This window comes from Nocardia sputorum (assembly GCF_027924405.1).
GTDB classification, from domain to species: domain Bacteria; phylum Actinomycetota; class Actinomycetes; order Mycobacteriales; family Mycobacteriaceae; genus Nocardia; species Nocardia sputorum.
This window is the reverse complement of the sequence record NZ_AP026978.1, coordinates 3,754,234-3,778,903: the sequence shown is the minus strand read 5'-3', so window position 1 is coordinate 3,778,903 and position 24,670 is coordinate 3,754,234. Positions and strand designations below refer to the sequence as shown.

21 protein-coding genes are annotated in these 24,670 nt (G+C 68.7%); 10 read left to right on the top strand and 11 right to left on the bottom strand.

All coding sequences use genetic code 11. The annotated features are described in order from the left end of the window. Window positions 1–282: 282 nt before the first annotated feature. On the top strand, window positions 283–3,057 hold the full coding sequence (locus tag QMG86_RS17135) for a helix-turn-helix transcriptional regulator (RefSeq protein ID WP_281873264.1): 2,775 nt from the start codon (window positions 283–285) through the stop codon (window positions 3,055–3,057). Between the two features lie 11 nt (window positions 3,058–3,068). Here the strand turns inward: QMG86_RS17135 and QMG86_RS17130 are convergent, their stop codons facing one another. The 3 genes from QMG86_RS17130 to QMG86_RS17120 form a co-directional block, all read right to left on the bottom strand. Beyond that, window positions 3,069–3,830 carry an alpha/beta hydrolase gene (locus QMG86_RS17130; protein WP_281880997.1) on the bottom strand — a complete coding sequence of 254 codons (762 nt, stop codon included), beginning with the start codon at window positions 3,828–3,830 and terminating at the stop codon, window positions 3,069–3,071. 23 nt (window positions 3,831–3,853) lie between these two features. Next, on the bottom strand, window positions 3,854–4,897 hold the full coding sequence (locus QMG86_RS17125) for an alpha/beta fold hydrolase (RefSeq protein ID WP_281873262.1): 1,044 nt from the start codon (window positions 4,895–4,897) through the stop codon (window positions 3,854–3,856). A 378-nt stretch (window positions 4,898–5,275) separates the two neighbouring features. Further along, the gene (locus tag QMG86_RS17120; protein ID WP_281873261.1) at window positions 5,276–6,205 is read right to left on the bottom strand and encodes a LysR substrate-binding domain-containing protein; all 930 of its coding nucleotides are present in this window, start codon (window positions 6,203–6,205) and stop codon (window positions 5,276–5,278) included. A gap of 117 nt (window positions 6,206–6,322) precedes the next feature. Here QMG86_RS17120 and QMG86_RS17115 point away from each other — a divergent pair, with 117 nt between their 5' ends. After that, entirely contained in the window at window positions 6,323–7,312 is a 990-nt protein-coding gene (locus QMG86_RS17115; RefSeq protein ID WP_281873260.1) for a YeiH family protein, read from the top strand. 51 nt (window positions 7,313–7,363) lie between these two features. On the opposite strand, the gene QMG86_RS17110 is transcribed toward QMG86_RS17115, so the two are convergent. From QMG86_RS17110 to galE, 3 genes are all read right to left on the bottom strand, one after another. Beyond that, window positions 7,364–7,699 (bottom strand): hypothetical protein, encoded by a 336-nt coding sequence (locus QMG86_RS17110; protein WP_281873258.1) that lies wholly within the window; start codon window positions 7,697–7,699, stop codon window positions 7,364–7,366. 398 nt (window positions 7,700–8,097) lie between these two features. After that, window positions 8,098–8,529 carry an excalibur calcium-binding domain-containing protein gene (locus tag QMG86_RS17105; protein WP_281873256.1) on the bottom strand — a complete coding sequence of 144 codons (432 nt, stop codon included), beginning with the start codon at window positions 8,527–8,529 and terminating at the stop codon, window positions 8,098–8,100. Between the two features lie 739 nt (window positions 8,530–9,268). Next, the gene (gene galE / locus QMG86_RS17100; protein WP_281873254.1) at window positions 9,269–10,249 is read right to left on the bottom strand and encodes a UDP-glucose 4-epimerase GalE; all 981 of its coding nucleotides are present in this window, start codon (window positions 10,247–10,249) and stop codon (window positions 9,269–9,271) included. 32 nt (window positions 10,250–10,281) lie between these two features. Here galE and QMG86_RS17095 point away from each other — a divergent pair, with 32 nt between their 5' ends. The 3 genes from QMG86_RS17095 to QMG86_RS17085 all read left to right on the top strand — a co-directional run bounded on the left by QMG86_RS17095 (window position 10,282) and on the right by QMG86_RS17085 (window position 12,167). Continuing rightward, window positions 10,282–10,428: a hypothetical protein gene (locus QMG86_RS17095; protein WP_281881289.1), complete on the top strand. Its 147-nt coding sequence runs from the start codon at window positions 10,282–10,284 to the stop codon at window positions 10,426–10,428. Further along, on the top strand, window positions 10,425–10,775 hold the full coding sequence (locus tag QMG86_RS17090; protein WP_281880996.1) for a transposase: 351 nt from the start codon (window positions 10,425–10,427) through the stop codon (window positions 10,773–10,775). Before QMG86_RS17095 ends, QMG86_RS17090 begins: the two co-directional genes overlap by 4 nt. Before the next feature lie 432 nt (window positions 10,776–11,207). Beyond that, window positions 11,208–12,167, top strand: coding sequence for a ferritin-like domain-containing protein (locus QMG86_RS17085; protein WP_281873251.1), 960 nt, complete (start codon window positions 11,208–11,210; stop codon window positions 12,165–12,167). Window positions 12,168–12,359: 192 nt separating this feature from the next. On the opposite strand, the gene QMG86_RS17080 is transcribed toward QMG86_RS17085, so the two are convergent. After that, on the bottom strand, window positions 12,360–13,397 hold the full coding sequence (locus QMG86_RS17080; protein ID WP_281873249.1) for a medium chain dehydrogenase/reductase family protein: 1,038 nt from the start codon (window positions 13,395–13,397) through the stop codon (window positions 12,360–12,362). Between the two features lie 75 nt (window positions 13,398–13,472). After that, complete coding sequence (locus tag QMG86_RS17075; protein WP_281873248.1) at window positions 13,473–14,045, bottom strand: TetR/AcrR family transcriptional regulator; 573 nt, start codon at window positions 14,043–14,045, stop codon at window positions 13,473–13,475. Window positions 14,046–14,341: 296 nt separating this feature from the next. Here QMG86_RS17075 and QMG86_RS17070 point away from each other — a divergent pair, with 296 nt between their 5' ends. After that, entirely contained in the window at window positions 14,342–15,529 is a 1,188-nt protein-coding gene (locus tag QMG86_RS17070) for a serine hydrolase domain-containing protein (protein WP_281873246.1), read from the top strand. A 134-nt stretch (window positions 15,530–15,663) separates the two neighbouring features. Beyond that, window positions 15,664–17,067 carry an alpha/beta hydrolase gene (locus QMG86_RS17065; protein WP_281873245.1) on the top strand — a complete coding sequence of 468 codons (1,404 nt, stop codon included), beginning with the start codon at window positions 15,664–15,666 and terminating at the stop codon, window positions 17,065–17,067. Here the strand turns inward: QMG86_RS17065 and QMG86_RS17060 are convergent, their stop codons facing one another. Further along, window positions 17,068–17,715: a response regulator gene (locus tag QMG86_RS17060; RefSeq protein WP_281873244.1), complete on the bottom strand. Its 648-nt coding sequence runs from the start codon at window positions 17,713–17,715 to the stop codon at window positions 17,068–17,070. It lies immediately after the preceding gene. Further along, on the bottom strand, window positions 17,703–19,034 hold the full coding sequence (locus tag QMG86_RS17055) for a sensor histidine kinase (RefSeq protein ID WP_281873242.1): 1,332 nt from the start codon (window positions 19,032–19,034) through the stop codon (window positions 17,703–17,705). The genes QMG86_RS17060 and QMG86_RS17055 overlap by 13 nt, the downstream gene beginning before the upstream one ends. Before the next feature lie 523 nt (window positions 19,035–19,557). Between QMG86_RS17055 and QMG86_RS17050 the strand changes: the two genes are divergently transcribed. Further along, window positions 19,558–20,313, top strand: coding sequence for a DUF6882 domain-containing protein (locus QMG86_RS17050; protein ID WP_281873240.1), 756 nt, complete (start codon window positions 19,558–19,560; stop codon window positions 20,311–20,313). A 19-nt stretch (window positions 20,314–20,332) separates the two neighbouring features. Here QMG86_RS17050 and QMG86_RS17045 read toward each other — a convergent pair whose 3' ends face one another. After that, window positions 20,333–21,529, bottom strand: coding sequence for a hypothetical protein (locus QMG86_RS17045; protein ID WP_281873238.1), 1,197 nt, complete (start codon window positions 21,527–21,529; stop codon window positions 20,333–20,335). 436 nt (window positions 21,530–21,965) lie between these two features. Between QMG86_RS17045 and QMG86_RS17040 the strand changes: the two genes are divergently transcribed. Together QMG86_RS17040 and QMG86_RS17035 are read left to right on the top strand one after the other, a co-directional pair. Continuing rightward, window positions 21,966–22,544 (top strand): hypothetical protein, encoded by a 579-nt coding sequence (locus tag QMG86_RS17040; RefSeq protein ID WP_281873235.1) that lies wholly within the window; start codon window positions 21,966–21,968, stop codon window positions 22,542–22,544. 164 nt (window positions 22,545–22,708) lie between these two features. Further along, on the top strand, window positions 22,709–24,664 hold the full coding sequence (locus QMG86_RS17035; protein WP_281873233.1) for a GMC family oxidoreductase: 1,956 nt from the start codon (window positions 22,709–22,711) through the stop codon (window positions 24,662–24,664). Window positions 24,665–24,670 lie beyond the last annotated feature (6 nt).

Sequence of the window (24,670 nt, the reverse complement as noted above, 5' to 3'; positions counted from 1 at the left end):
TGATACGAGGTCTGGACCGGCGGGACACCGAGGTCCGGTGGCCCGGTGGGGCGGGCCGTGCCGCCGGTCGACGGTGCCGGCTGCCTGTCGAGCATCGCTGCCGAGGGCACAGCACCGAATCCGTCGGATGACGCAGCGGTGACGTATCTTCCCCGGTGCCTGGGCGGTTCGCGCTGGGCGCGCGAGCGGTCGAATGACCTCGGTATCGCGGCTGCGCGAAGGCGTCGCCGCACTGGAACCGACCGGTTAGTCTTGCCGCAGGCGCGAGAGGAGCGACCCGACATGGAGTCATGTGCCGCGGCGATGGTGGGCCGCGACGACGAGCAGGCGCGACTTTCCTCGTTCGTGACAGCCCCGGGCGGTCGGTCGCTGATCCTGCGCGGCGAAACCGGTGTCGGCAAGAGCGCGCTGCTCGCCCACGCCGCCGACCTGGCCGAGCGCGCCGAGTACCAGGTCCTGCGCGTGACCGGCGTCGAAGCCGAATCCGAATTGCCGTACGCGGGGCTGCACCAGTTCCTGTATCCGCTACTGGCGCACACGCACGACCTCGACGAGGGGACTCGCGCCGCATTCGACGCCGTCTTCGGGCAGCGGGCCGGGGATCCGCCCTCGGTCATGACGCTGGGCATCGCCGTGCTCAACCTGCTCGCCGCGGCCGCGCGGGAGCGGCCGCTGCTGCTGGTCCTCGATGACGGCCAGTGGCTGGACACCGCCAGCGCCGAGGTGTGCGGTTTCGTCGGACGCAGGCTCACCGGCAGCGCGGTGAAGATGCTGATCGCGCTGCGTGCCGACATCCCCGCCCGGCTGGATACCGCCGCCTTGCCCGAGACCACGATTCCGCCGTTGTCCGAGCAGGCAGCCGCCTGCCTGCTCGATCAGCGCCACCCGGGATTGAACGCGCGTACTCGCCGCCTCACCCTCGAGCACGCGCGCGGCAACGCACTGGCTCTGCTGGAGTTGCCCGCCTACATCGCCGCCGCGGCGGACACCCCCGACGACGTCATCGACGAGCTCGCGGTTCCCCTGCCGAAGCGGTTGCAGCGCTTGTACAGCGGGCGGATCGCGGCGCTCCCCGAGACCGTGCGCGCGGAGCTGCTGAAAGGCGCGCTCGACGGGGTGGGCGCGCGCGCCACCGCGACCGCGGGGCCGGCGAGCCGCTACCGGATGCGCGACGCCGAGGAGGCGGTGCGCCTCGGGCTACTCGAAATAGACTTGCGCACAGGTGATTTCACGTTCAGGCATCCGCTGGTACGTTCGGCTGTAGTGCAGCAGGCCACACCCAACCAGCGGCGGGCCGCGCATGCCGCACTGGCGCTGGTGCACCGCGACGACGTCGAGCGCCGCGCCAAGCATCTGGCGGCGGCCACCATCGATCCTGACGAGCAGGTGGCGGCGGCGCTGGAGGCGGCGGCCGAATCGGCGACCCGCCGCGGCGGGGCGCTGGCGGCGGTGGCATGGCTTACGCGCGCGGCCCAGCTCAGCGAGAACCACGAGGACCGTTCGCGCCGCCTCGGCGACGCCGCCTTCGTCGCCGGGCACGCGGCCCGGCTGGGCCAAGCGCAGCGGATCGTGCAGTCGGATCCGGCCCCGGGCGGGAACGAGTCACCAGCCGCGGTGCTGGCCTCGGCGTACTCGGCGCTGTACGAGGACGGTGACGTACGCACCTCGCACCGGCGGGTATCGGCCGCGATCGAGGAGTTGTCCGCCCACCGCGCGCGCGAGCATCCGGAGGTGCTGGTCCGGCTGGTGAATTTGCTGCTGGCGATCAGTCAGTACGCCGGCAACGCCGCGATGTGGGCCCGGACCCGTGACCTGCTCGCCGGGTTGGGCGAGCGACTGCCGCCGCGTTCGCGGATCTACCGCGACTCGTGGAGCGATGTGGTGCGCCACGGCGCCGGCGTGGCGCAGCCGGTGCAGTCGGCCGCGGCGCGGCTGCCGGACCTGGAACCGTGGGATGTCACCCGGCTGGCGGTCTCGTCCTATCATCTGGACATCGCCGGGGAGTACCGCCCGTACCTGCAGCGGATCGTCGACCGGGAGCTGGAGACCGGTGCGGCGGCCAGCGGCATCGTCATGCTGCACCTGATCATGCTCGATCAGACGCTGACCGGTGAATGGGACGCGGCCGAGCACACCGGGCGGCGGTCGCTGCAGCGGGCCGCCGACCTGGGCTACGACCTGTTCGCCCAGCAGAGCCGCGGCTACCTGGCGCAGCTGGCGGCGCTGCGCGGGCGCCTCGACGAGGCCCGCGAACTGCAGGCGGTGGTCGATTCCTGGGCCAGGCCGCGTGGTCTCGGATTCCTCACGCAGGCCGCCGACGCCGCGGGCACCACAGCGGCGCTCACCGCGGGCGATTTCGAGGCGGCCTATCTGCACGCCATCGGCATCACACCGCCGGGCGAGTTCGCGCCGTACGCCTATCAGGCCTCGCGCAGCCTGCTGGACCTGGTCGAAGCCGCCGTGCACACCGGGCGCACGGAGGAGGCGCGCGCACATGCCGCCGCCGCGTGGGACGCCGGTCTGCCCGCGATCTCACCGCGCCTGGCGATCCTCACCTTCGGCGCCACGGCGATGACCACCGCCGACGACGCGCGCGCCGCCGACATGGTGGCTCGTGCCGAGAGCCATCCCGCGGCGGCGCGTTTCCCCTTCGAGCTGGCACGGATCCGGTCGGCGCACGGGCTGCGCCTGCGGCACGCCAACAGCAAGACGGCGGCCAGGCACTATCTGTCGGCGGCGGCGGATTCGTTCGATCGGCTCGGCGCTCCCGCGTGGGCCGAGCGCGCGCGGGCCGAACTGCGCCCGCTCGGTGTGAGCGGGGCCGGGGCAGCGGCGGAGCCCGCCACGTTGACCTGGCAGGAGCGCCGGATCGCCGATCTGGCGGCGGCCGGACTGACCAACAAGGAGATCGGCGTACAGCTGCATCTGTCGCCACGGACCGTCGGCTCACACCTGTACCGCATTTTCCCGAAACTGGGCATCACGACCCGCGCCGCACTCCGCGACGCGCTCACCCGCGTGCCGGAGGTCCGTGCGGCGGGTAGCCCGCAGGACTGAGCGCCGACCGATCAGGCCCGGATGCCGTGGTCGGTCAGCCAGCCGAGGACGTGATCGGCGATCGCGGGCCACCCGCTGTCGATCACGAGGGAATGCCCGCGATCGGCGAACTGCGCGAGGTCGCTCACCGCCACGGAGTCGCCATAGCGCTTGTACATCGCCCGCGTCATCGAGTCGGGCGCCAGGAGGTCCTCCTGCCCGGAGACCAACAACAACGGTCCGCGGGTCCGGTTGCCGGTGTCCACCGGCAGGTCCGGCTGCCCGGGTTCGCTTCGCGCGCCGATGTCACCGAGCAGCCGCCGGGGCATAGGGACGACGTGCCGGTCGAAGAGTGCGGCGGCCTCGCTCGCCTCGACCGCGTTGGCGAAAAACTCCTGGAATTCGCGCCGGGAAAGGCTGGCCGGCGTGCCTGGGGATTCCGGTACGGCGGGCCATGCGAGGACCGGCCGGGTGAGATCGCCCGGCGGGATCGGCGCCAGTGCCACGGCCGCCCGAGCCAGATTCACGCCGAGTAGATACTGGGCGATCAGACCGCCGACACAGTGGCCGATGAGCACCGGGGGAGTGTCGAACGAGCGCGCGACGCGCGCGTAATGCGCCGTCAGTGCCGCCAGTCCGAGACCTCGCCACCCGGAAGGATCGGCGCGGGTCGCGGCCACAGTGTCCGGCTCACCGGGCCACCGGGGAGCGCTCACCGCGTACCCCCGGCTCGTGAGACACCGTGACCACCCTTGCCACGACGACGCGTGCAACCACGCGCCGTGCAGCAACACCACGGGTGTTCGACGCGCGGATCTCACAAGTGGTCGGCGTCGATGATCGCCTGGGCGAAGGGCTTCGGGGCCTCCTGCGGCACGTTGTGCCCGATGCCGTCGAGCACCCGGTGCTGATAGCGACCGGTGAACCTGCCGCGGTAGGCGGCGCCGTCCTTGGCCGCGCCGTCGAAATCGCTGGCCAGGGTGATGGTCGGCACCGCGATGGCCGGAGCGGCCGCGAGTTGCTGCTCGTAGCCGTCGTACTGCGGTTCGCCCGGCGCCAGTCCCAGGCGCCAGCGGTAGTTGTGGATGACGATGTCCACGTGGTCGGGATTGTCGAACGCCGCCGCGCTGCGATCGTAGGTGGCGTCGTCGAAGTCCCACTGCGGGGAGGCGTTGCGCCAGATCAGCTTGTTGAAGTCGTGCCGGTTGCGGGCGTAGCCTTGGCGACCGCGCTCGGTGGCGAAGTAGTACTGATACCACCAGCCGAGTTCGGCTTGCGGGGGCAGCGGCTGCTGGTTGCCGGTCAGTGAGGTGACCAGGTATCCGCTCACCGAGACCAGGGCCCGGCAGCGTTGCGGCCATAGCGCGGCGACGATGTCGGCGGTGCGCGAACCCCAGTCGAATCCGCCGAGGATCGCCGCATCGATACCGAGGGCGTCCATGAGATCGACCACGTCGCGGGCGATCGCCGACTGCTGGGCGTTGCGGACGGTCCGCTCGGATCGGAACGTTGTCGGGCCGTAACCGCGCAGGTAGGGCACGATCACTCGGTAGCCCGCCGTCGCGAGCAGCGGCCCGACGTCGGCGTAGCTGAAGGGATCGTATGGCCAGCCGTGCAGCAGCAGCACCGGTGTGCCGGTGGCGGGGCCGTACTGGACGTATCCGACGTTCAGCAACCCCGCCTCGATCTGCTGGACCGGGCCGAGCGTCGTGTGGGCGCCCGCCCCGGCCCGCAGAGCAGCGCCCGCCTGCGCCGTGGCGGGCGTCGGCTCCGCTGCCGAGCAGGCGGCGAGTGAGCCGGCGGCCACCCCTGCGGCGCCCACCGCCAGGGCTCCGCCGAACAATCGTCTGTTGATGGTCATCGCAACTCCTTCGCAAGGCTCCGGCTCCTGACCGCATCCGGTCACCACCGACGACGCTAGGCAGCGCCCGTATCCCGCCGCGTCTGTCGGATGACGTAATCGGTGACTGCCGCTGCCACACGGATGACTGTCGGTCATCGCCGCGACCGGCGCCGCGGCGCATTCGGCCTGGGCGGCTCCGCCCGGTCGCGAACGACTCGGTCGAGTTTCGGCCGCTTCACGCGGCGGGCCGATGAGCCGCCATCACGTGAGGAGTTGCCGCTCGGGTGCGATGCGTCGAACGTTCCTTCGGCGAAACGACGCCGCACGGGCCCTACCGCCGGTTATCGATGTCCTCGCGGTCCCCTCATCCGCGGAAACACATCGCGAGACGAAAGCTCAGAGACACCGCCCCCCATGGTCGCCGTCGCCCGAGGCGCATCGGACCAGAACTTCCGCCGGTCCCGACGGAGGCGTTCGACGGCGCCAGATAGCGCGGAAATTTCGCGTGAGTACGACGGTGTCGTCCACTCTCACTTCTGTGAGGGTTCCATTGCCCAGATCGGACGCCGCGATCAACCGGCTCAGCACCGCGGGTGCGACCCCGGCCCGGGCCGACGCGACGATGGTCGCGGCCGAGCCCAGTTCGGCGGCGGGACGGGCAGGCTGGCATGCGGCGCCCAGGATCTCCCAGACTGTGTCGCGGGTGCCCGAACCCGGCTCGCGCCACAGCAGGGGAGTGGTGGCGAGTTCGCGCAACGTCACCGGACGGCGGCGCCGGGCCCACGGATGGCCGGGCGCGACGACCACGACCAACTCGTCCACGCCGAGCACCCGACTGCCCATGCCGGGTGGCGGATGCGGCCCCTCGACGAAACCGACGTCCGCCCGACCGCTCCGGACCGATTCCGCGACCTGCCTGGAGTTGTCCACTTCGAGGGACACCGCCACCTCGGGATACGATTCGCGCAGGACGCCGAGCCACTGCGGGATCCTATGATCCGCAAGGGTTTTCGACGCCGCGATGCGCAGGTGCGGAACCTGGGCCGCGTGCAGGGCGGCCACGCCCGCACCGAAGGCCCGCGCCGCGTCGAGCACAGCTCGTGCGTATTCCACGATCGAGCGCCCGGAGTCGGTGAGCGCCGATCCGGTCGGCCCGCGATCCAGCAGTCGTAGCCGCAGCCGCCGTTCCAAGGCGCTGATCCGCATACTCGCCGCCGGCTGACTGATGCCGTGCCTGCGCCCGGCCGCGCCCAGGCTGCCCAGCTCCGCCACGGAGACGAGCAGGTCCAGCACCTCCAGATCGGGTGTCCCCGGCGGCAACGTCATGGGCAGATTATGAGCGGTCGCGACGGCCCGGGATCCGCCGCCCCATCAGCGTGGCTTATGAGGTGCTGTCATCACGACAGCTACCGGAACGAGCGGTTTGCCGCGATCGTCTCGAAGATGACGATTGTTCGCCGGCACGGTCCCGGTCTTCTCGCGGCGGCCGGTATCGCCACCGCCGCCACCTACGCGGGCACGGTGTGGCCCGCCCTCGGCGCGCCAGTGCTCGCGTTGACCGGTGGCGCGATATTCGGGGTGTTCGCGCGCCGAGCAGGGGACGAGCGTTTTGCGCCGGGCCTGGCCTCCGCGCAGGAGCGATTGCTGGGTGCCGCCATCGTCATGATCGGGCTCGGCCTGCCCGTCGGCGCCGTCGTCAGCGTGGGCCGGAGCAGCATGCTCGTGCTGCTCGGCACACTTGCCGTCGGCGCGCTGGCAGCGGTCGTCGCCGGCAGGCTGCTCGCGCTGGACCGGGAGTCGGCCGTCCTGGTGGCGGTGGGCAGCACCATTTGCGGCGCCTCCGCCATCGCCGCCGCCACCGCCGTCCTGAAGCCCGATCGCGATCGCGTCGCCTACGCTCTCGGCACCATCTTCGTCTTCAACGTCGTCGCCGTGCTCGTCTATCCGCCACTGGGGCACCTGCTCGGCATGTCCGAAGAGGCGTTCGGCCTGTGGGCGGGCACCGCCATCAACGACACATCCTCGGTCCTGGCCGCCGGAGTGGCCTTCGGTTCCGGCGCAGCGCATTTCGCTGTCATCGTCAAGCTGGTCCGCAGCCTGGCGATCATTCCGATGTGTGTCGGGCTGTATCTCGGAGTCCGCCGCGACGGCGGCGGCGCCACTCCGCTGTGGCGCACCATTCCGCTGTTCGTCGTGCTGTTCGTCGCCGCGTCGGCCCTGGCCGCCACCGGCGTGATTCCCTCGTCCTGGACGCCGCCCCTGAGCCACCTCAGTGCCTGGTTGATCGCCGTAGTCCTGGCCGCCATCGGGACCACCCTCACGCCGCAGCGTCTACGCACCGCGGGCCACCGTCCCCTGTTCTTCGGCGGGATCCTCGCCCTCACCCTCGGCATATCCAGCCTGGCCCTGCAACTCGCCACCGGTTGGCGGTAACGGTCCGCCGAGCATGCCGTGCCCAGCGATCGCTGGAGACGGCACTTGCGCTCAGCTCAGTGTGAACGTCGCCGTACCCGAGATCTGCTCCATCTCCCGGTTGTTCGAGTCCAGCGCGACGATTCGAGCCTCCACCCGGCCGACGCCCGGCGCCGTGCCGAAACCGACGATCACGCCGTCCACCGTGTCTTGGACGACACCGTTCACGACGCGGTGCTGCTGCCCGTCCGCATACCCGGTATCGAGGTTCTTGAAGCGCACCGCAACCTTCCAGTCCGAGCAGCCTTCTCCGGCCTGGGTGACGTTCACCCGCACACCGAATGTGCCGACCTTCTCCTGCCGCACGGTGACCGCGTCGATGATCGCGGAGCAACTCGTCGGCACCAAGCGCGTCAGAGTCGGCGAGAACGGAAAGCCTGGGTCATGCGGTATGGCGGTAGAGGGCGCTGCGAACCCGACCATCCCGGTGGCGGCCACCGCTGCGACGACACCGGCACGAGCCGAAAATTGTTGCGACTGCTTGGGATTGAGAGACATGTCCGGTTTGTCGGGTCACCGGCAGCCGGTGTTACAACAGTCGTCGCGTATGTGGAATCACTGTACGTCTGGTCCCCGCAGCTGCTCGCTGGTCGGAACGTCGTCTCGAGTACGCGGGTCCGCGGCAAATCTGCCACCGTGTCATTGGCGTCCGGACGGAACCTGCGTTAACCACAGAGATCGACCTGCGGAACGGTGAGTAGATGCCTCGCTGCAATTACTGTGCCGCCCAGCACATCATCGTCGGCCTATTCGCAGGCGATGCCATCCTTATCGCGGTCCAGCTCTGATCTGTAGCCGGGTTCTCCCCGCCGTAGCGGCGCGGCGCCCGCGGCCTTGGCGGCGGCGCAGTTGGAGTAGTAGACGCTGGGAGCTGCCGGTCGAGGTGGCACCGGCACGGCCGCCGCCGGAGGTGTCGGTACCACTGCCGCGGGCGGGACAGGTGCGACCGCAGCCGGCGGCGAGGTGGAGGCTTTGGTCGTTTCCAGTGTGGTCGGCGGCAGTGGTACGTCAGTGGTTGTCGGCGGCAGGAGTGTCGTGCGACCGGCGGATACGACTGATGTGGAGACGAGTGTTGTGGTGGTTGGGGTTGATGCGGATTCGGCACCACAAGCGGCGGCTGTGAGCGTCACTGCCGCGCACGAAAGGAGGGCGGCAACATGTCGTCGTGTTGATGTCATGGTCTCTTTCCGAGGTAGGGGTGTATCTCCGAGTGCAGGCGCATGCCGCCGCGTCGACGAAAGGTGATGTGCAGCCATGACGCACCGTCATCTCATTGCACCTTGCGTTGTCGGCTTTGGTTCCGTCCCGCAGATTCTGCGTGGTGCGCAACTCGGGAACTGTCAGCCTTATCGGAGTTGGCCCGGGTTGTGTTTCGGGTATTCAACGCAGTTGGTCTCACCCCTGTGGTTCGCCTCGGCCCGATCGCCGGTGGTCCTGCCGGTTGAACCGCACCGCTCTTCGTAGTCCTTCTTTTCGACCCGGTTGATTCCGAGCCCAATTACCGGTCCGACGGCGAGACCCCGCGCATCCGTCACCTCGGAAGTCACTGCGTCGAGACGGATTCGTCGTCACATCGAGTGGAGCTGGGCACGGATGGTCAGTGTCCATCCCGTCGGTGATATCGGGGCCGAGCCAGTCGCGTGGAATCCGCATGGAACAATGAGGATTGGATCGACTACGTGTCCCAAGTAGCCGACGAGCGCTTGGTACTGCGGCACGCCCCGGTGACAGGTTCGATCACGCGGCCTGGTTGGTCGGAGGGGGTCACGATGGTCTCGTATTCGACTGGCGCCAGACGGCCGAGTGCGGTGTGCCGCCGATGGCATGGCTCCGCTGGATCCAGCTGACGACGCAATACGCAATTCCTCACGCTGCGCTACGGCCCGGCGTTTGAGTGCGTTGCGCTACTTCTCGTAGTCAGGGCGCGGACCGCCGACTATGAAACTTCCACGCGTCCCGCACGATGTCGGTGATCTCTGGTTTCTGTGGTGTCCAGCCGAGTTCGCGTTGGGCGAGTTGGGAGGAGGCGTAGAGGGTTGCGGGGTCGCCTGGTCGTCGTGGTGCTGTCTCGATGTCGAACGGGATTCCGGTGACGTCTTGGATTGCTTGGATGACTTGGTGGTTGGAGTAGCCGATGCCGTTGCCGAGGTTGTAGATCTTGTGTTCGCCGGGGTGGATGTTGTCGAGGGCGAGGAGGTGGGCGTGGGCGAGGTCGGTGATGTGGATGTAGTCGCGGATGCAGGTGCCGTCGGGGGTGGGGTAGTCGTCGCCGTAGAGGGTGAGTTTGTCGTGGTGGCCGAGGGCGGTGTCGAGGGCGAGGGGGATGAGGTGGGTTTCGGGGTTGTGGCGTTCGCCGATCATGGTGCCGTCGCCGCAGTGGTGGGCGCCTGCGACGTTGAAGTAGCGCAGGGAGATCGCGCCGAGTGTGGAGGCGCGGGTGTAGGTGGTGATGGCTTTGTCGATGGCGAGTTTGGTGTCGCCGTAGGTGTTGACTGGGTTGGTGGGTGAGGTTTCGAGCAGGGGCAGGTGGGTGGGTTCGCCGTAGACGGCGGCGGTGGAGGAGAAGACGAGTCGGCTGACGTGGGCGGTGTGTATGGCGTCGAGCAGGGCGAGGGAGGCGCGGGTGTTGTTGTCCCAGTGCCATTCGGGGTGGTGCATGGATTCGCCTGCGGCGATGAGGCCGGCGAAGTGCAGGACGGCGTCGTAGCCGGCGGTGGGGGTGAGGATTTGGGCGATGTCGTGGACGCGGAGTTTGATGAATTCGGCGTCGTGGGGGATTTGGCGGTCGTCGTTGCGGGAGAGGTCGTCGATGACGGTGACGTTGTGTCCGGCGTCGAGGAGCAGTCGTGTGACGGTGGCTCCGACGAATCCTGCACCCCCGGTGACCAGGATTTTCATCTGACCTGCACTTTCATGGCGAGTAGGTGGTGGTGGGCGCTGACCCAGTTGTCGAACACGCCGGAAACCTCTGCGCCGATTGCGCCTGCGCTGCCGGGTTCAAGCACGCGCTCACCGCCGACTTCTTCGACGATCCCACGATCCGCGCGGCGCTGGCAGACCACGACTTGCTCGGCTGATCGGACGCACCGGTCCGGCGACACGGTTCGCGACCGCAGTCGCCTACGCCACCTACAACGGCACCGCGCCGATCGAGATCGCCAGCGCCGACCGCCAGGTACATCGGCTCAGCCGTTACGGAGACCGGCAACTCGACGCCGCCCTCCACACCATCGCCATGGTCCAGGTCCGCATGCCCGCCAGCGCTGGCCGCGCCTATTACGACCGCAGGATCGCTGCCGGAGCATCCCCACGCGCGGCCATGCGCTGCCTGAAACGACACCTGTCCAACGTCATCTGGCGGATCATGATCGCCGACGACACCAACCGCCACCGAAGCCCAGCCGAGCCATGTTGTGCGACTTGACAACATAGAGAGGCACCCCCGGTTAGCTGGAGGGGCTGATGTTCGCCGCTGACGAGGCCGAGGTTGACGAGGATCGGATAAGCGAACTTCTGGCAGATGCCAAGACTCCAGGCAACCGCTAGGGGAAATTTGTTCGATTGGCCGTATGGTTTCCTGCATTCCTCAGCAGGAGCCGCGAGGCTGGACCGACAAAGTCATGGGTTCACTGAGCTCCGATTGTGACCGTGGCACTCTTGGTCCCGCAGCCGTAAGCGTCGAACGTTCCAAGGGGCGGGCATGCGATCTGGCCCTACCCCGCCGCACCACGAAACCGCCGAAGACGGCTCTTCGTGAGATGAAGCGTGTTACCGACCGGTAGGTGTGGGTAGTCGTGGGAGTGGTGCATCGTTGCGCCGACCCGATGCTGTCACACACCGGAGGGACGAGATTCGCATGAGCACACCCGATACCTCTACTTTGCTGGCGCAGTTGCGCGCGGTGCTGTCGTTGACCAATACCGAGCTCCAGGTCGCCGAGACCCGCATCGCCCAAGCCCGCACCGAAGCGGTGCGCCGGGAGCTGTCCGAAAACGCCGAGAACGCCCGCGCCCGCGCGCAGGCCATCGAGGCCGCCATCCGCGACCTGGGTGGAGTCCCGGAGTTGGTCGGCCCATTCCTGGGTCAGGCCGCCGCGGCGGTCAAGGCGATGGTCGAGCAGGCGCTGCCGTTCGATGAGGCCCTGCTCGGTGACCTGACTCTCGAACACCAACTGGTCGACCGCGCCCGCTACATCAAGGCTCTCGCGACCACCGCCCAGTTGCCCGAGGTGGTGGAGTTGGCGGAGCGGTTGATCACCGCGCATTCGGCGACGGTGGACTGGCTGACCACCGTCCTGGCCGAGGACGCCCTCGGCGGCCCGGCCGCGCTGCGCCGCACCCCTTTGCAGGCCGCGGCCGGGACCGCGGTGAAACTGTTCAACCTCCCGGTCACCTGGTCTGCTCGAGGCCTGGACCGGGCCTTGGACACCGTGCGTGCCACCCCACCCGCGCTGGGTGGATTACTGGCCCAAGGCGCGCGGGCGGGTGATGTCGCCGTCAAAACCCTCTCCGCGTCCCGTGACGCCGCGCTCGAAACCGCCGAGCAGGTCGCGCGCCGCGAAGGCGCCGACGCCGCCGCCGATGCCCTGCGGTCGATCCGCACCAGCGGGGTCCCCGAGCCCGGCGAGTTGCCGATCGATGACTACGACGAGCTGAACGTCTCCCAAGCCGTCGCCGAGGTGAAGGAACTCACCGACCCCGCCGACATCCGAGCGATCGTCGCCTACGAGGAGGCCCACAAGAACCGCCACGGCGTCGTCTCCGCCGCGCAAACCCGACTCGCCGCCATCGCTCAAGAAGTCGCCGGCCTCATCTAACGGCCTGAAATCGGATCCCGGCCATCCATCGGCCGCGGCGCCCATGGCCCCCCGCGGCTGGGCACACGGTTGCGACCATGCTCGGTTATCGGCAGCAGCGGCGGGGCCGCACTGACGGAACGTGGTCTATGGGGGCAGTGGCAGGTCGCGTGGTCTGGCGGGCGTGGTGGTGAAGAGGCCAGCAGGCGTGGCTCAGTGGTGGGCGTCGGCCACGATCACGACCTTGCCGACGACCGTGCCGGACTCGGCGAGTTCCATGGCGCGGGCGGCCTCGGTCAGGGGGATGCGGGCAGCGACCTGTGCGCTGAGCGCGCCTTTGGCGGCGAGGTCGAAGATGTTGCCCAAGTCCTCGGCGATGCGGCTGCGGAAGCGGGGGAGGTTGCGTTTGCCCGCCCACAGGTTGAAGAAGTGCGCGTTGCGGTGGTTGGGCAACATGTTCCACAGCGTCAGCTGGATGAGCAATTTCAGCACTGGAAGTCGTGAGTTGCCTTCGTCGTTCTTGGTGGCCGCGGTTCCGTAGGAGACCAGGGTGCCGTGCGGTGCCAGCAGGGCGAACGAGTCGCGGATGCCGGGGCCGCCGATGTGGTCGAAGACCGCGTCCACGCCGTGGGGAGCGAGCAGGCGAACCTGGTGCGCCACGTCGCCTCGGTAGTCGACCCAGGTCGCGCCGAGGGCTTCGATGGCGTCGGCGTTGCGCGCCGACGCGGTCCCGATGACGTGGATTCCGTGGGCGCGGGCCAGTTGGACGAGGGTGGAGCCCACGCCGCCGTTCGCGCCGTGCACGAGGATGGTCTGTCCGGTTCGCGCCTTCGCGGTCCGGAAGAGCATCTGCCATGCCGTGATGCCGTTGACGACGAAGGTTTCCGCCTCGGCGGCGTCGAGTCCGGTGGGGACCCGCACGAGGTCCGCGGCGTCGAGCAGGGCGTGGCTGACCCAGCCGCCGGTCTTGGTCAGCGCGGCGACGCGGCTGCCGACCAGGGCCGGGTCCACACCGGCTCCGACCGCGGTCACGATCCCTACCAAGTCGTAGCCGGGCACGAAAGGAAACGGTGGCTGGTCGTAGTACTTGCCGCGCCGCATCTGCTGCTCGGCGAAGGAGACGCCGCTGGCTTCCACTCGGACGAGGGCTTGGCCCGGCCCTGCTGCGGGCAGGTCGCGGTGGGTGATCAGCAGTCCCCGCGGCTCGACGCGGCCGGGAAGGACGATCTCGGTGGCGGTGATGGTGGACATCTGTTCTCCTAGTGTGTGACTGATCAATCACTGAATGGGTGAAAGAAATGCCCCCGAAGGGGCGGTGGGATCGGGTCAGTAATTGTTCGGGTGGCGAATGCCCGCTGTGAGGATGGTGGCCCACGGGCTGGTGTCGCCCTCCAGTCCGAGGGTGGTGATCAGGTGGCAGAGCTGCCCGAAGGCGATGAATCGTTGCACGAGTTCGTCGTCGGCGCCGGAGCGCCGTTTGGCCAGCTCGGTCACGCCGGCCAGGCCGCGGCGCAGCGCCTCGCCGATCTCCGGGACATCCGCCACGGACTGAGCATGAACCTGCAGCATCAGCAAACTCTTGTCGCTGATGAGTTCGGCGTAAGCCCCGCCCATCGCGTGCAGGATCTGCTCGGGACCGGCGCCGTCGTCGACGTGGGCGGCCCCGGAGGACATCGCCCGCTCGATGGAGTCGAAGCATCGTTCGAGCGCGGCGACGAACAGCGTCACCTTGCTGGGGAAGAGTTTGAAGACATACGCCGGGGAGATCTGCGCGGTCGCCGCCACGGTGCTGATCGGTGTGCCGTGGTAACCGGCCCGGGCGAACTCGGTGATCGCGGCGTCGATGACGGCGTCGCGACGCTGGTCCGATCGGGAGAGTGTGGCTCCGCTCCTGCTCATGTGAGTGACTGTACACTCACTCTACGGAGGCGTCAACATGTTCAGGCTGGTTGCGTCCCTGCCCCTTGTCGCCCCGAGTTTTAGCATCCGGCCCGGGCTGAGCTGGCCGGAGAGAAGACTCTCGCGTCTCGCGCAGTGGCCCCAGAACTGACCTTGCATGTAGGTGGTGCTGGCGCTACCTCCGCCCGGGTAGCGCGCACGACTGTGATTCGGGCGTGCGGGGTATGGGCCGCGCGCCTCCGGATTCCTACGCTCGATTTGGCCGAAAACCCGACCTGAAAAGGAGAAATGTCTTCATGAGCGCAATGCGGCGACATCGCCGAAGGATCGCGCTGGCCGGTGTCGGGCTGCTGGGCGCGCTCGCAGTCCAAGCATGCGGCACCGACACCGGCGACGGTGAACCAACCCGAAACGAGATGTACCGCCCCGTCACTCAGGCCCTCGACATGCTGGTTCGCAGTGGCTTCCCAGGCGCGCAGGTCACCATCGACGGCCCGGATGGCCACCGGGTGCTGACCACCGGCGCGGGCGACCTGGCCACCGGAGTGCCCATCGCCGACGATGCCCGGGTCCGGATCGGCAGCAATACCAAGACCTTCGTCGCCACCGTCGTGCTGCAACTGGTCGCCGACGGCAAGGTCGATCTCGAGGCGCCGATCGAACGCTTGTTACCGGGCGTCGTGCAGGGCAATGGCAATGACGGCAGTCGCATCACGGTCCGCCAACTGCTCCAGCACACCAGCGGCCTGCCGGACTACCTTGCCGGCGGCGATCCGGCTCTGACGGCTGTCGCGAGCACCCCGCAGCTGCGGGCCGATGCCGACGAAATCCGCTGGGCTCATTACGAACCCGCGGACTTGGTGCGAATCGCCCTGTCGATGCCGCCCCGATTCGAACCGGGGGCGCGTTCGGTCTATACGAACACCAATTACATTCTGCTCGGCATGCTGATCGAGAAGATCACCGGGCGCTCGGCCGAGCTCGAGATCGCCGGCCGCATCCTGGAACCACTGGGCTTGCGCGACACCTATTTCCCCGACGCGCGCGAGATCGGCATCCGGGGGCCGCATCCGCGCGGATATCACGAAACCGGCGGTCGCCGCATCGATTTCACCGATCTGGACTCCTCGTGGGCCGGCACCGCGGGCGCGATGGTCTCCACCCCCGACGACCTGAACCGCTTCTTCACCGCCTTGCTCACCGGGAAGTTACTGCGCGCAGCGCAGTTGGCCGAGATGAAACAGACCATCCCCTGGGACCGCGGAGAACCCGGTTCCGGTTACGGACTCGGCCTGATTCACCACCCGGTCTCCTGTGGCAAGGAGGTGTGGGGCCACGGCGGCAGCATTCCGGGCTTCGCAACCCGCAACGGCGTGGCGTCCGACGGCACCGCCGTCGTGGTGACCGTCAATCAGCTTCCGGTCGATACGGCCGCCTCTGACGCGGTGTCGAAGCTGTTCGATGCCGCTGTCTGCGCACGATGAGGAGATTATTCGTGTTTCGATACAAGCTGCCTCGGGCATTGAGCGTTCCGGTAGCGTTCGCCGTCACCGGGCTCGTCGGCGCGGGGGCGTTCACGACGACCGCCGTCGCCGATCGGGCGGGTGCGGCCGAGCCCTTGGACCGCTACTACCACCAGCCGCTTACCTGGAAGTCCTGCGATGCGCCAGGTCTCGATGGCATGGGCGCGCAGTGCGCGGATGTGACGGTGCCCCTGGATTACGCTGAGCCGCAAAGCTCTACGATTACCGTCGCCATCTCTCGCATCGCCGCGGCCGACCCGGCCCAGCGGCGTGGGGTCATCCTCTCCAACCCGGGCGGTCCGGGCGGTGCCGGCCTGGACTACTTCGTCGACACGAGCCAGGCCATGACCCCCGAGGTCCGCGCCCGCTTTGACCTGATCGGCATGGACCCGCGCGGTGTCGGGCGCTCCTCGCCGGTGAACTGTCATTGGCCGCACGGTTTCGGCCTGCAGTCCGCTGGTGTCGATGCCGAGGGATTCGCCGAATCCGTCGCCGACCAAGCCGATCTGGCGGCGCGCTGCGCCGACGCCGAGGGTGAGCGGCTGCCGCACTTCACCACTCGCAATACCGCTCGCGACATGGATGTCATCCGTACCGCGCTCGGCGAAAGCAAGATCAGTTATCTGGGCACCTCCTACGGTACCTACCTGGGTGCTGTGTATATGCAGATGTTCCCGGAACGTTCCGACCGCATGGTGCTGGACGGCGCTGTGGACCCGTACCGCTACGGCGCGGTCGGAATGGTGCAGGACATGGGCTCACCCAACGAGGCCGCGCTCGACGACTGGGCGGCCTGGACCGCTCAACGCGACGACGAATACCACCTCGGCACCACCGGTGGGGCCGTTCGTGGTCTGGTCGAGCGGCTCGTCGAACGCGCCGCCGCCCAGCCGATCCGGATCGGCGAGTACGACATCGACGAGCATTCCCTTCCCCTGGTGTTGTACATCGCCTTCGATTCGCCCCACGGCTACGGTCTTGCGGTGCAACAGATCCGGCAGCTCGCCGATGCCGCCGAAGGTAAGCCGATACGACCGGACGAGGACTTGGCGGCCAAGCTCGCTATTATCCTGCGCGCCCAGCCTCGCGACATGTCGCCTCAGATGGCTATCCTCTGCGGGGACATCGGCGCACCCCGAGATCTGGACTGGTACCGGCGCAATATCGAGGCATCCCGCGCCACCCAGCCGGTCTTCGGCGCCTTGGCGAACAACATCACGCCGTGCGCGTTCTGGGCACCGCCTGCCGAATCGCCCACCGCCATCGGCAATTCAGTGCCGAACCTGATCGTTCAGGCCACCGGCGACACCCGGACCAATTACGGCGGTGCCATCGCCATGCACCGGGCGCTCACCGGCTCTCGTATGGTCACGTTGCAAGACGTCGCCATTCACTCGATCTTCGGCCGCTATCCGAATGCCTGCGTCTACGACGCTGTGAACACCTACCTGGCTGACGGCACTCTGCCTGCCGCCGACCTCACCTGTCGCGACGACTGATCATCCGGCATTCAGATAGGCCAGCACGGCCAGCACCCGCCGGTGCCCCACCTCGTCGGCGAAGAGGCCCAGTTTGGCGAAGATGCTCCGAATATGTTTGAGCACAGCACCTTCGGTTACCACGAGGCGCTCGGCAATGGTCGCATTGTCGAGCCCCTCGGCCATGAGCGCCAGCACCTCGCGTTCGCGTGGGGTGAGCGCGGAGAGTGGATCGTCGGTCTTGCGCCACACCAGCAGCTGTGAGATCACTTCCGGATCCATGGCGGTCCCGCCCTCGGCGACCCGCCGCAGCGAATCCAGGAACCGATCCACCTTCCCGACCCGTTCCTTGAGCAGGTATCCGATCCCGCCAGCGCCGTCGCCGAGCAGTTCGGCGGCATAGCTGCGCTCGACCCAGGCCGAGAGCACCAGCACCGGGAGGCCGGGGTGAAGCTCGCGAGCCCGAACCGCCGCTCGCAATCCGTCATCGGTGAAGGTGGGCGGCAGACGCACATCCACGACCACGGCATCGGGCCGGTCGGCGGTCACCACCGAGAGAAAGTCCTCCGCATCGTCCACCGCGGCGACAACCTCGATCCCCGCCGTCTGCAACAGCAGCGCCAGCCCTTCCCGCAACAGCGCGTCGTCCTCGGCGATCACAACCCGCACGGCAGCTCCACCCGAACCTCAGTAGGCCCACCCGCCGGACTGCTCAGCACCATCCGCCCGTCCAGCGCCTCGGCCCGCCGCCGAATCCCGGCCAGCCCGCCACCCTCGGTCTCTCGTGCCCCGCCCATCCCGTCATCTCGCACCTCGACGGCCAGCAGCCCGGCATCGCCTCCGAGGGATACCCTAAGATTTTCGGCCGCGGAATGTTTAGTCGCATTAGTGATCGCCTCGGAGATGACGAAATAGGCGGCCGCTTCGACAGCCGCCGGCCACCGTGTCTTCGATCTGCCCGAATCCGGTGCCTCGGTCCTGCTCTGGCGCGCTGCGACGGCGCCGTCGAGATCGAGTTCGACCGGAATCGGGGAGCGCGCGGCCAACGCCGAAATCGCGCTCGTCAGCCCGCGATCCGCGAGCACCGGCGGATACACCGTTCGCACCACATCGCGGAGTTCGGCCAACGCAGCCTCGGCGGTGTCCTGCGCCTTGCGGACCAGGTCGGACGATGCGGCCGGGTCCCGTTCCCGCAATTGATCGGCCAGCCCGAGCTGCATGATGACCGCCGCGATCCGCGCCTGCGCGCCATCGTGCAGATCCCGTTCGATGCGTCGCAGTTCCGCCCCATGCGCGTCCAGTGCGGCGGCCCGGGTGGCGGTCAGCTCCGCCACCCGAACCGCGAGCGCAGCGCCCGGCGCCGGACCGAGAAGCGTCCGCGCCAGCAGCGCCTGCCAGCGGGCCACCGTGGGTAGCCGGAGAACGAGGACGGCCAAGGGAATCGCGATGAGCACGCTGAGCCCGGCCAGCGGCCAGGAATCGACCACGAAGCCGAAGCTGTCGACGGTGCCCGGCGGTACGATCTGCCAATAGACCGGAATCGCCAGCTGGTTCAGTACCCCCAATGGCAATCCGATCGAGAACAACGCCACCACCATGCCGGGCACCCCGTGCACGCACAGCCACGCGATATCCCGGCCGTTTGCCGGATCTCCGAAGGCGCTGACCAGTCGTTGCCGTAGGCCGCCGGTCATCGGCCGATACGCCACCACAATCGGCGCGCCCAGCCGCTTGCCGGCCCGCCGCCGTTCGAACTCGGTCAGCGGCCGGATCAACCGCAGGTATTCGGGAATCGCCGGAATACCCACCCCACCGAGGCTGGTGGCCGCGACCACGAACAAGCCGACCGCGGCGAACATGGCCGCCACGCCGGTAGCACCGCCGACCAGCAAATAGCCGATGCTTCCCGGCAGCGCCCGTAGCCGACCCGCGACCGACCATCGCACGGCCACGGGTCCGCGCTCCTGCATCGAGGCGTCGGCACTCATCCCACCAATCTACTGACCGCGGGAGCGGCCCCGCCGTGCAGATCCGCTCGGCGGTCAGCGCTGCTCGCCGCCGCAGCGTGGGTCGTTCGACGAAGCCGACCGCACCCCTCGATCTGAAGTAGCCCGCGCCGGCTCCGCCGACAGCTGCCGATCTCTGCGACGCCGCAGTGATCTCCCGCCGCCAAGCAGGCCTCGGTCAGGCCGATCTCCGGAGCCACCTGGCCGTGACGCTTTTCTTGTCCGCAGGCGATCACGACGGCAGTGGCGGCTGTCCGGGTGAGGTGTGGACACTGCGACATGGAGGTGTCCGCGCAGTCCGGGCCCGCTTTGGCGGCTGATCAACGCCGCCGGGATCGACCACAACCCCGCCGGGCACCAGCAACTTACCCACCGCCGATGGCCGATCCCGTTGCCCAGCAGGCAGCCGTCGTAGGCGCGGTGTCGCCGCGTTCCGGATGACACGCTCGCCGCGGAAGTCCGAGTGGAAGCGGAGCGGTGGCCGCGCGTTGACTACGCTGGCGCGGTGTCCCAATCCGTGCCACTGACGAGACTTCTCGATGACGCGGGCTTGTTGTCGCTCGAGCACCGGCTGCACCTCGAAGACGTGCTCGGCGCACACGTGTGGGAGGTCGACCTGGAAGGACGCCGGCTCGAATTCCTCGGCGACGAGCGCTCCTTCGTGTGCACCGACGTCCACCTGCTCGGCACGGCCGACGCCGAGACGTGGCTGTGGGGATGGGTCAATCCCTGGGATTACCCGCCGTCGTTGCTGCGTGCCGCCGAGACGGTGCGCCAGTTCGGTCTGCGGTACCGCGTGGCCGAATTGTGTTCGGCGGAACTGCCGGTGGTACACGGGGGCGCGGCGCCGGAGCCCTACCAGGTCGCCGGGCTGATGGCGGATGCCGCGAAGATCGTGTGCGGGCGCTGGAATTCCTACTGCGGGATCATCGATGGCGCGTGCGTCGCGTTCCTCGTCGAGCATCCGGCGTTCGAGCTGCCCGCGCCCACGGCGTCCGGCCTCGCTCGCGTGCTCGCCTATGGTTTCGGGGCGCTGCCGCTGACCGATCACCGGCGTGCCGTGCACAGCTACCTGACGCGGCGGGGCCTGGTCACCGAATTCCTCGACGACTACCGGTGGCTGGAATTCGGTGGCCACGGCCTCGCGGGAGAGGCCGAGTTCGACGCCTCCGGCCAGATCGCGCACCTCGACATCCGGATCGCCGTGGCGAAGAGCAACTCTCCCCTCGCGGCGAAAACCGAGTCGGCCGCCTCGCACTGAGCACGGGAGGGCCCGCCGGTCAGCTCGGCGGGAACTGCTGCTGGAACCAGCCGAGGATCTCGGGCAGCGCGGCCCGCGCGGTTCCGCCGTGGTCGAGGTCGCCCAAGTCGCTCAGCGTGGCGTTGCCGCTGCCGAGAGCTCGCAGGCAATGCTCGGCATTGGGATAGGGAACGGCGCGGTCGCCACGGGAAGCGTAGAGGTGGACGGGCACCCGCGGCGTCCAGTCGCAGGTGCCGTCGCTCTCGGCCACGGCCTTCGCGGCGGCGCCGCTCGGCTCGGTCGTCAACTGGAGGAACTGCGGGGTCAGTAGTTGCGCGGGGGTGGTGGCCAGCGAGGTCACGATGGTGATCTCGCTGTGGAAGCCGTCGAAGAGTCCTTCGACCTTGTCGGCATAGGGCAGCTGGAAGGCTTCCGCCGGATCGTCGTAGAGGTGGTGGATCCGGTTCATCGAGGTGATCCAGTAGGCGAGGAACAGTACCGCGGCGCCCGGAACCACCCGCCCGTCGAGCGCGGCGGGCGCCTGGACGTGCTGGAGGTCGTAAGGCCCGCTGATCGGGGCCAGGGCGGCGACCCCGAAGCCCGGGATCGTTCCGGCGTGCAGCGCCTTGCCGAGGGCCATCGCCGCGTGGCCGCCCTGGGAGAAGCCGGTCACCAGCACGTCCGGGTCCAGCTCCCGGCCCTGTTGGGCCGCCAGCGCGCCGGCCGCGCGCAAGAGGTCGGCCGACGCGCTGACCTCCGAGGGCGCGTGAGTGTAGGGATGCGGCCCCGGACCGTTGCCGAGACCCAGGTAGTCCGGTGCGGTCGCCGCGTAGCCCGCGGCCGCGAAGGCGACCGTCCGCAGCCGTTCGGGGAGGTTGCGGGTGTCGACCGACGGGGCGTCGCTCTTGAGCGTCATGGTCCCGTGCTCGTAGCTGACCACGCGCAGCCGCCGGGAGTCGGTGCGCGGGAGAACCACCAGGCCACTGGCGGTGGTCGGTTCGCCCTGCGGGGTGATTGTCCGGTATTCGATGCGGAATGCGTCGACACCGTTGCGGACGGGGGTGCGAATTCCGCCGTTGCCCAGAAGCGTCGCGGCCTCCTCGGCCGCCAGCCCCATCAGGGGCGTGGTCGAGACGACTTCCCCCCGAGTAGGCGGCGATTCGTGTTCGGAGTCAGCGCACCCCGCGGCGCCCAGCAGGACGACCACCGCGATTAGGCAGCGCGTCAGACGGTACATCCGTCGGTCCTCTCGATGGTGATCGGCTTCGCTCCATCATCGCGCTTGCGCGGAGAGGTCATGGAAGAGACCGGCGGGCTGCCGGATCGGCGGTCGCGTCAGGTGTCCCCGAAGACGCGCGACCGCGGCCGGAGGGAGCGACTCGCCGCGGCCGTCCGCCGCAAGCGGTGCCAGGAAGGATCCGGTGCCTGCTCGTAGCTGACGTGTCCAACTTCGATCCAACTGAGCCATAAGTAAATGACCGTTTCAATACAGCTCATCTGTCTACCTGTGGATTGAAGAGATATGTTATGGGCTATTATGATCAAGCGTTGTAGTACGGGCTGATTGCTGTCCGGAGCGGCGCAAGTCTGTCGACGCCATCCGGCCGAAGCTGTCCGGTCGGCGCGGGCAGGCGACGGCGGCTGATCGAGGGTCACCTACCCGAGGAGTGGGCATGGGCACGCTACCGGCGAGCGCGACAACCGGGATCTACTTCCGCGCGGCGGCCGCGACCCTGGTCGAGGCCGCGACGGTCCTGGCGGATTTCGGGTGCTCCCCGGTCGACGTGCCCGGGATTCTCGATCGGCTGCGCCGGGTCGAGGACGCGCTCGGCGTGGTCATCGGCAACCTGTCCACCGCTCTGGCGTCCGAGCCCGTGGTCGCCGATCGCGCGCCACTGGCCGAACTCGGACGTGCCCTCGGCCGCGTCGTCGAGCGGACGCGGGCGGCTGCCGCGGACGCCTACGTCGTCACGGCGGTGCCGGACGAGGTGCTCGAGATCGTGGTGACGATCGGCCGCTGCGCGCACCTCACCGCCGCGGCGCTGAGTGCCTGCGACCAGCCGCTGCTCGGGTCGTATCGCGCCGAACTGCTGCGTCTTGCGGTGCACGCCGAGCGGACGTTCACCCGGTGGTCGCTGTCGCGGCCGCGCGGTGGCGAGGACCCGACGGCCCGGCTCGGCGGTGCGCTCGTCTCGGTCGTCCACGCGTTCCTGGCGGTCGGGCACGCGGCGGCTGTTGTCATTCCGGCATGAACGCGCCGGGGCCGCTGGCGCTGGCGAGTCGTCATCGGGTCAGCGCTATGTGGCCCCACATTCTTTCACCAAAGCCGCCGTCAACTGGCGAAACATGTCTTTAGTTAGTGGTTGTTCATCCCTTGTGATACAACTCACTGGCGACACGAAGGGGACTGCTCCACATGGAACCAACAGCCAAGCAACGCGCGGCGATGACCAGCATCTGCGACACCTTCAACCCGGGCGACGGGTTGACGCTACCGTCGGCGAGCGCGCTCGGGGCCGTCGACACCGTCTTCGAGCTGCTGGGCCGCAACCCCCGCGAGGCCGAGCAGAAGCAACTGGCCACGCTGCTGAATCTGTGGGATTCCCGGCTGACCGGCTTGCTCACCGGCAGCGGTCCCCGGCGCTTCTCCCGCCTGTCGCAGGAGGAACGGGAACGGGCGTTGCTGCGGCTGGCCGATTCCCGCTTCGAGTCGGTGCGGGTGATCTTCCAGGCGCTCAAGCAGGCGTCGCTGTTGTCCTACAACATCACCCCCGGCCCGTCGGGCACCAACCCGCTGTGGAAGGAGATCGGGTATCCGGCGCCGTCCGGCCCGCTGCAAACGGCGCCCGCACCCGCCCTGACTCCGCTGCGCTACAGCGAGAGCGCCGAACTCCAGTGTGATGTCGTGGTCGTCGGTTCCGGCGCCGGAGGCGGTGTCGCCGCCGCGGTCCTGGCCGAAGCAGGTCTCGACGTCGTCGTCCTGGAACGCGGGAATTACTACGACGACCGCGATTTCGGCACCGGCGAACTCGGCGGGCTGCGGCACCTGTACGCGCCGGGCCCGCCCGGCTCCAGCGAAGGTCAGATCACCCTCGTCGCGGGCACCTGCCTGGGCGGCGGGACGGTCGTGAACTGGAGCACGTCGTTGCCGACGCCGCCCGACGTGCGCGCGGAGTGGGCCGGGCTGGGCGCCGCCCAGTTCGCCGAGACGGAGTTCGACGATGCCCTCGAGGTGGTGCAGCGGCGGCTCGGCGTCACCGATCGGCGGTCGGTGTTGTCGGCTCGCGACGGCGTGCTGGAGCGCGGCGCCAAAGCGCTGGGCTGGGAAGTGGACACGCTGCCGCGCAACGTCACCGACGCCTGCGACGCCGGTGTGGAGTGCGGTCGATGCGGCTACGGTTGCCGGCTGGGCGCCAAACAGTCGGTGACCAAGACCTGGCTCGCCGACGCGGCCGAGCGGGGCGCGCGACTGGTCGTGGACGCCGACGTACGGCGGATCACCGTGCAAGGCGGACGCGCGCAGGGAGTGTCAGCGGTCACCTCCGACGGCGTGGAGATCGAGGTGCGTGCTCGCGCGGTGGTGGTGGCGGCCGGAGCGATCCAGACTCCGGCGTTGCTGCGGCGCTCGGGATTGCGCAACGACAACATCGGCCGCCATCTGCGCCTGCACCCGGCGGCCGCGGTGTTCGGTGTGTTCGAGGAGGAGATCCGGCCGTGGGAGGGCGGATTGCAGACCCGGATCTGCCGGAAGCACAGCGATCTGGACGGCAACGGCTACGGCGTGATCTACGAGACCGGCCCGATTCATCCCGGGCTCGCCACCGGATTCATGAGCTGGCGCGGCGCCGCGAATCACCGCACCACCATGCTCGATTTCGGGCGGTCCAACGCGATCGGCATCATCACGCGCGACCGTGATTCGGGGACGGTGTCGGTCGACCGCAGCGGTGAGCCGGTCGTCGACTACCGGTTGTCCGACTACGACGCCGCCCATCTGCACACCGGGTTCGAAGGAGCGGCGAGCATTCTGGAGGCCGCGGGCGCTCACCGCATCTTCTCCGGGCACCAGGCCGGCGTCTCCTACGAGCCTGGCCGGCGCGGCTCGCACGCCGAGTTCGCCGCCGCGTGCCGCGCCGCCGGATACGGCCCGGGACAATGCTCCCTCGGCGCGCTGCACATCATGGGTTCGGCCCGGATGGGCGGTTCCCCGGACACCTCGGCCACCAACCCGGACGGCGCCACCTGGGAAGCGGCGAACATCGTCGTCGCCGACGCCTCCTGCTTCCCCACCTCCTCGGGCGTCAACCCGATGGTCTCGATCGAGGCGATCGCCTACATGAACGCGAAACGGCTTGCCGCGCAGCTGGTCTGAGCGGTA

What these genes read in the sequence shown, in the direction of transcription:
- QMG86_RS17135 (WP_281873264.1), top strand. Translation starts at nt 283, where the DNA reads ATGGAGTCATGTGCCGCGGCGATGGTGGGCCGCGACGACGAGCAGGCG.
- QMG86_RS17125 (WP_281873262.1), bottom strand. Translation starts at nt 4,897, where the DNA reads ATGACCATCAACAGACGATTGTTCGGCGGAGCCCTGGCGGTGGGCGCC.
- QMG86_RS17120 (WP_281873261.1), bottom strand. Translation starts at nt 6,205, where the DNA reads ATGACGTTGCCGCCGGGGACACCCGATCTGGAGGTGCTGGACCTGCTC.
- QMG86_RS17115 (WP_281873260.1), top strand. Translation starts at nt 6,323, where the DNA reads ATGACGATTGTTCGCCGGCACGGTCCCGGTCTTCTCGCGGCGGCCGGT.
- QMG86_RS17105 (WP_281873256.1), bottom strand. Translation starts at nt 8,529, where the DNA reads ATGACATCAACACGACGACATGTTGCCGCCCTCCTTTCGTGCGCGGCA.
- galE (WP_281873254.1), bottom strand. Translation starts at nt 10,249, where the DNA reads ATGAAAATCCTGGTCACCGGGGGTGCAGGATTCGTCGGAGCCACCGTC.
- QMG86_RS17085 (WP_281873251.1), top strand. Translation starts at nt 11,208, where the DNA reads ATGAGCACACCCGATACCTCTACTTTGCTGGCGCAGTTGCGCGCGGTG.
- QMG86_RS17080 (WP_281873249.1), bottom strand. Translation starts at nt 13,397, where the DNA reads ATGTCCACCATCACCGCCACCGAGATCGTCCTTCCCGGCCGCGTCGAG.
- QMG86_RS17075 (WP_281873248.1), bottom strand. Translation starts at nt 14,045, where the DNA reads ATGAGCAGGAGCGGAGCCACACTCTCCCGATCGGACCAGCGTCGCGAC.
- QMG86_RS17070 (WP_281873246.1), top strand. Translation starts at nt 14,342, where the DNA reads ATGAGCGCAATGCGGCGACATCGCCGAAGGATCGCGCTGGCCGGTGTC.
- QMG86_RS17055 (WP_281873242.1), bottom strand. Translation starts at nt 19,034, where the DNA reads ATGAGTGCCGACGCCTCGATGCAGGAGCGCGGACCCGTGGCCGTGCGA.
- QMG86_RS17045 (WP_281873238.1), bottom strand. Translation starts at nt 21,529, where the DNA reads ATGTACCGTCTGACGCGCTGCCTAATCGCGGTGGTCGTCCTGCTGGGC.
- QMG86_RS17040 (WP_281873235.1), top strand. Translation starts at nt 21,966, where the DNA reads ATGGGCACGCTACCGGCGAGCGCGACAACCGGGATCTACTTCCGCGCG.
- QMG86_RS17035 (WP_281873233.1), top strand. Translation starts at nt 22,709, where the DNA reads ATGGAACCAACAGCCAAGCAACGCGCGGCGATGACCAGCATCTGCGAC.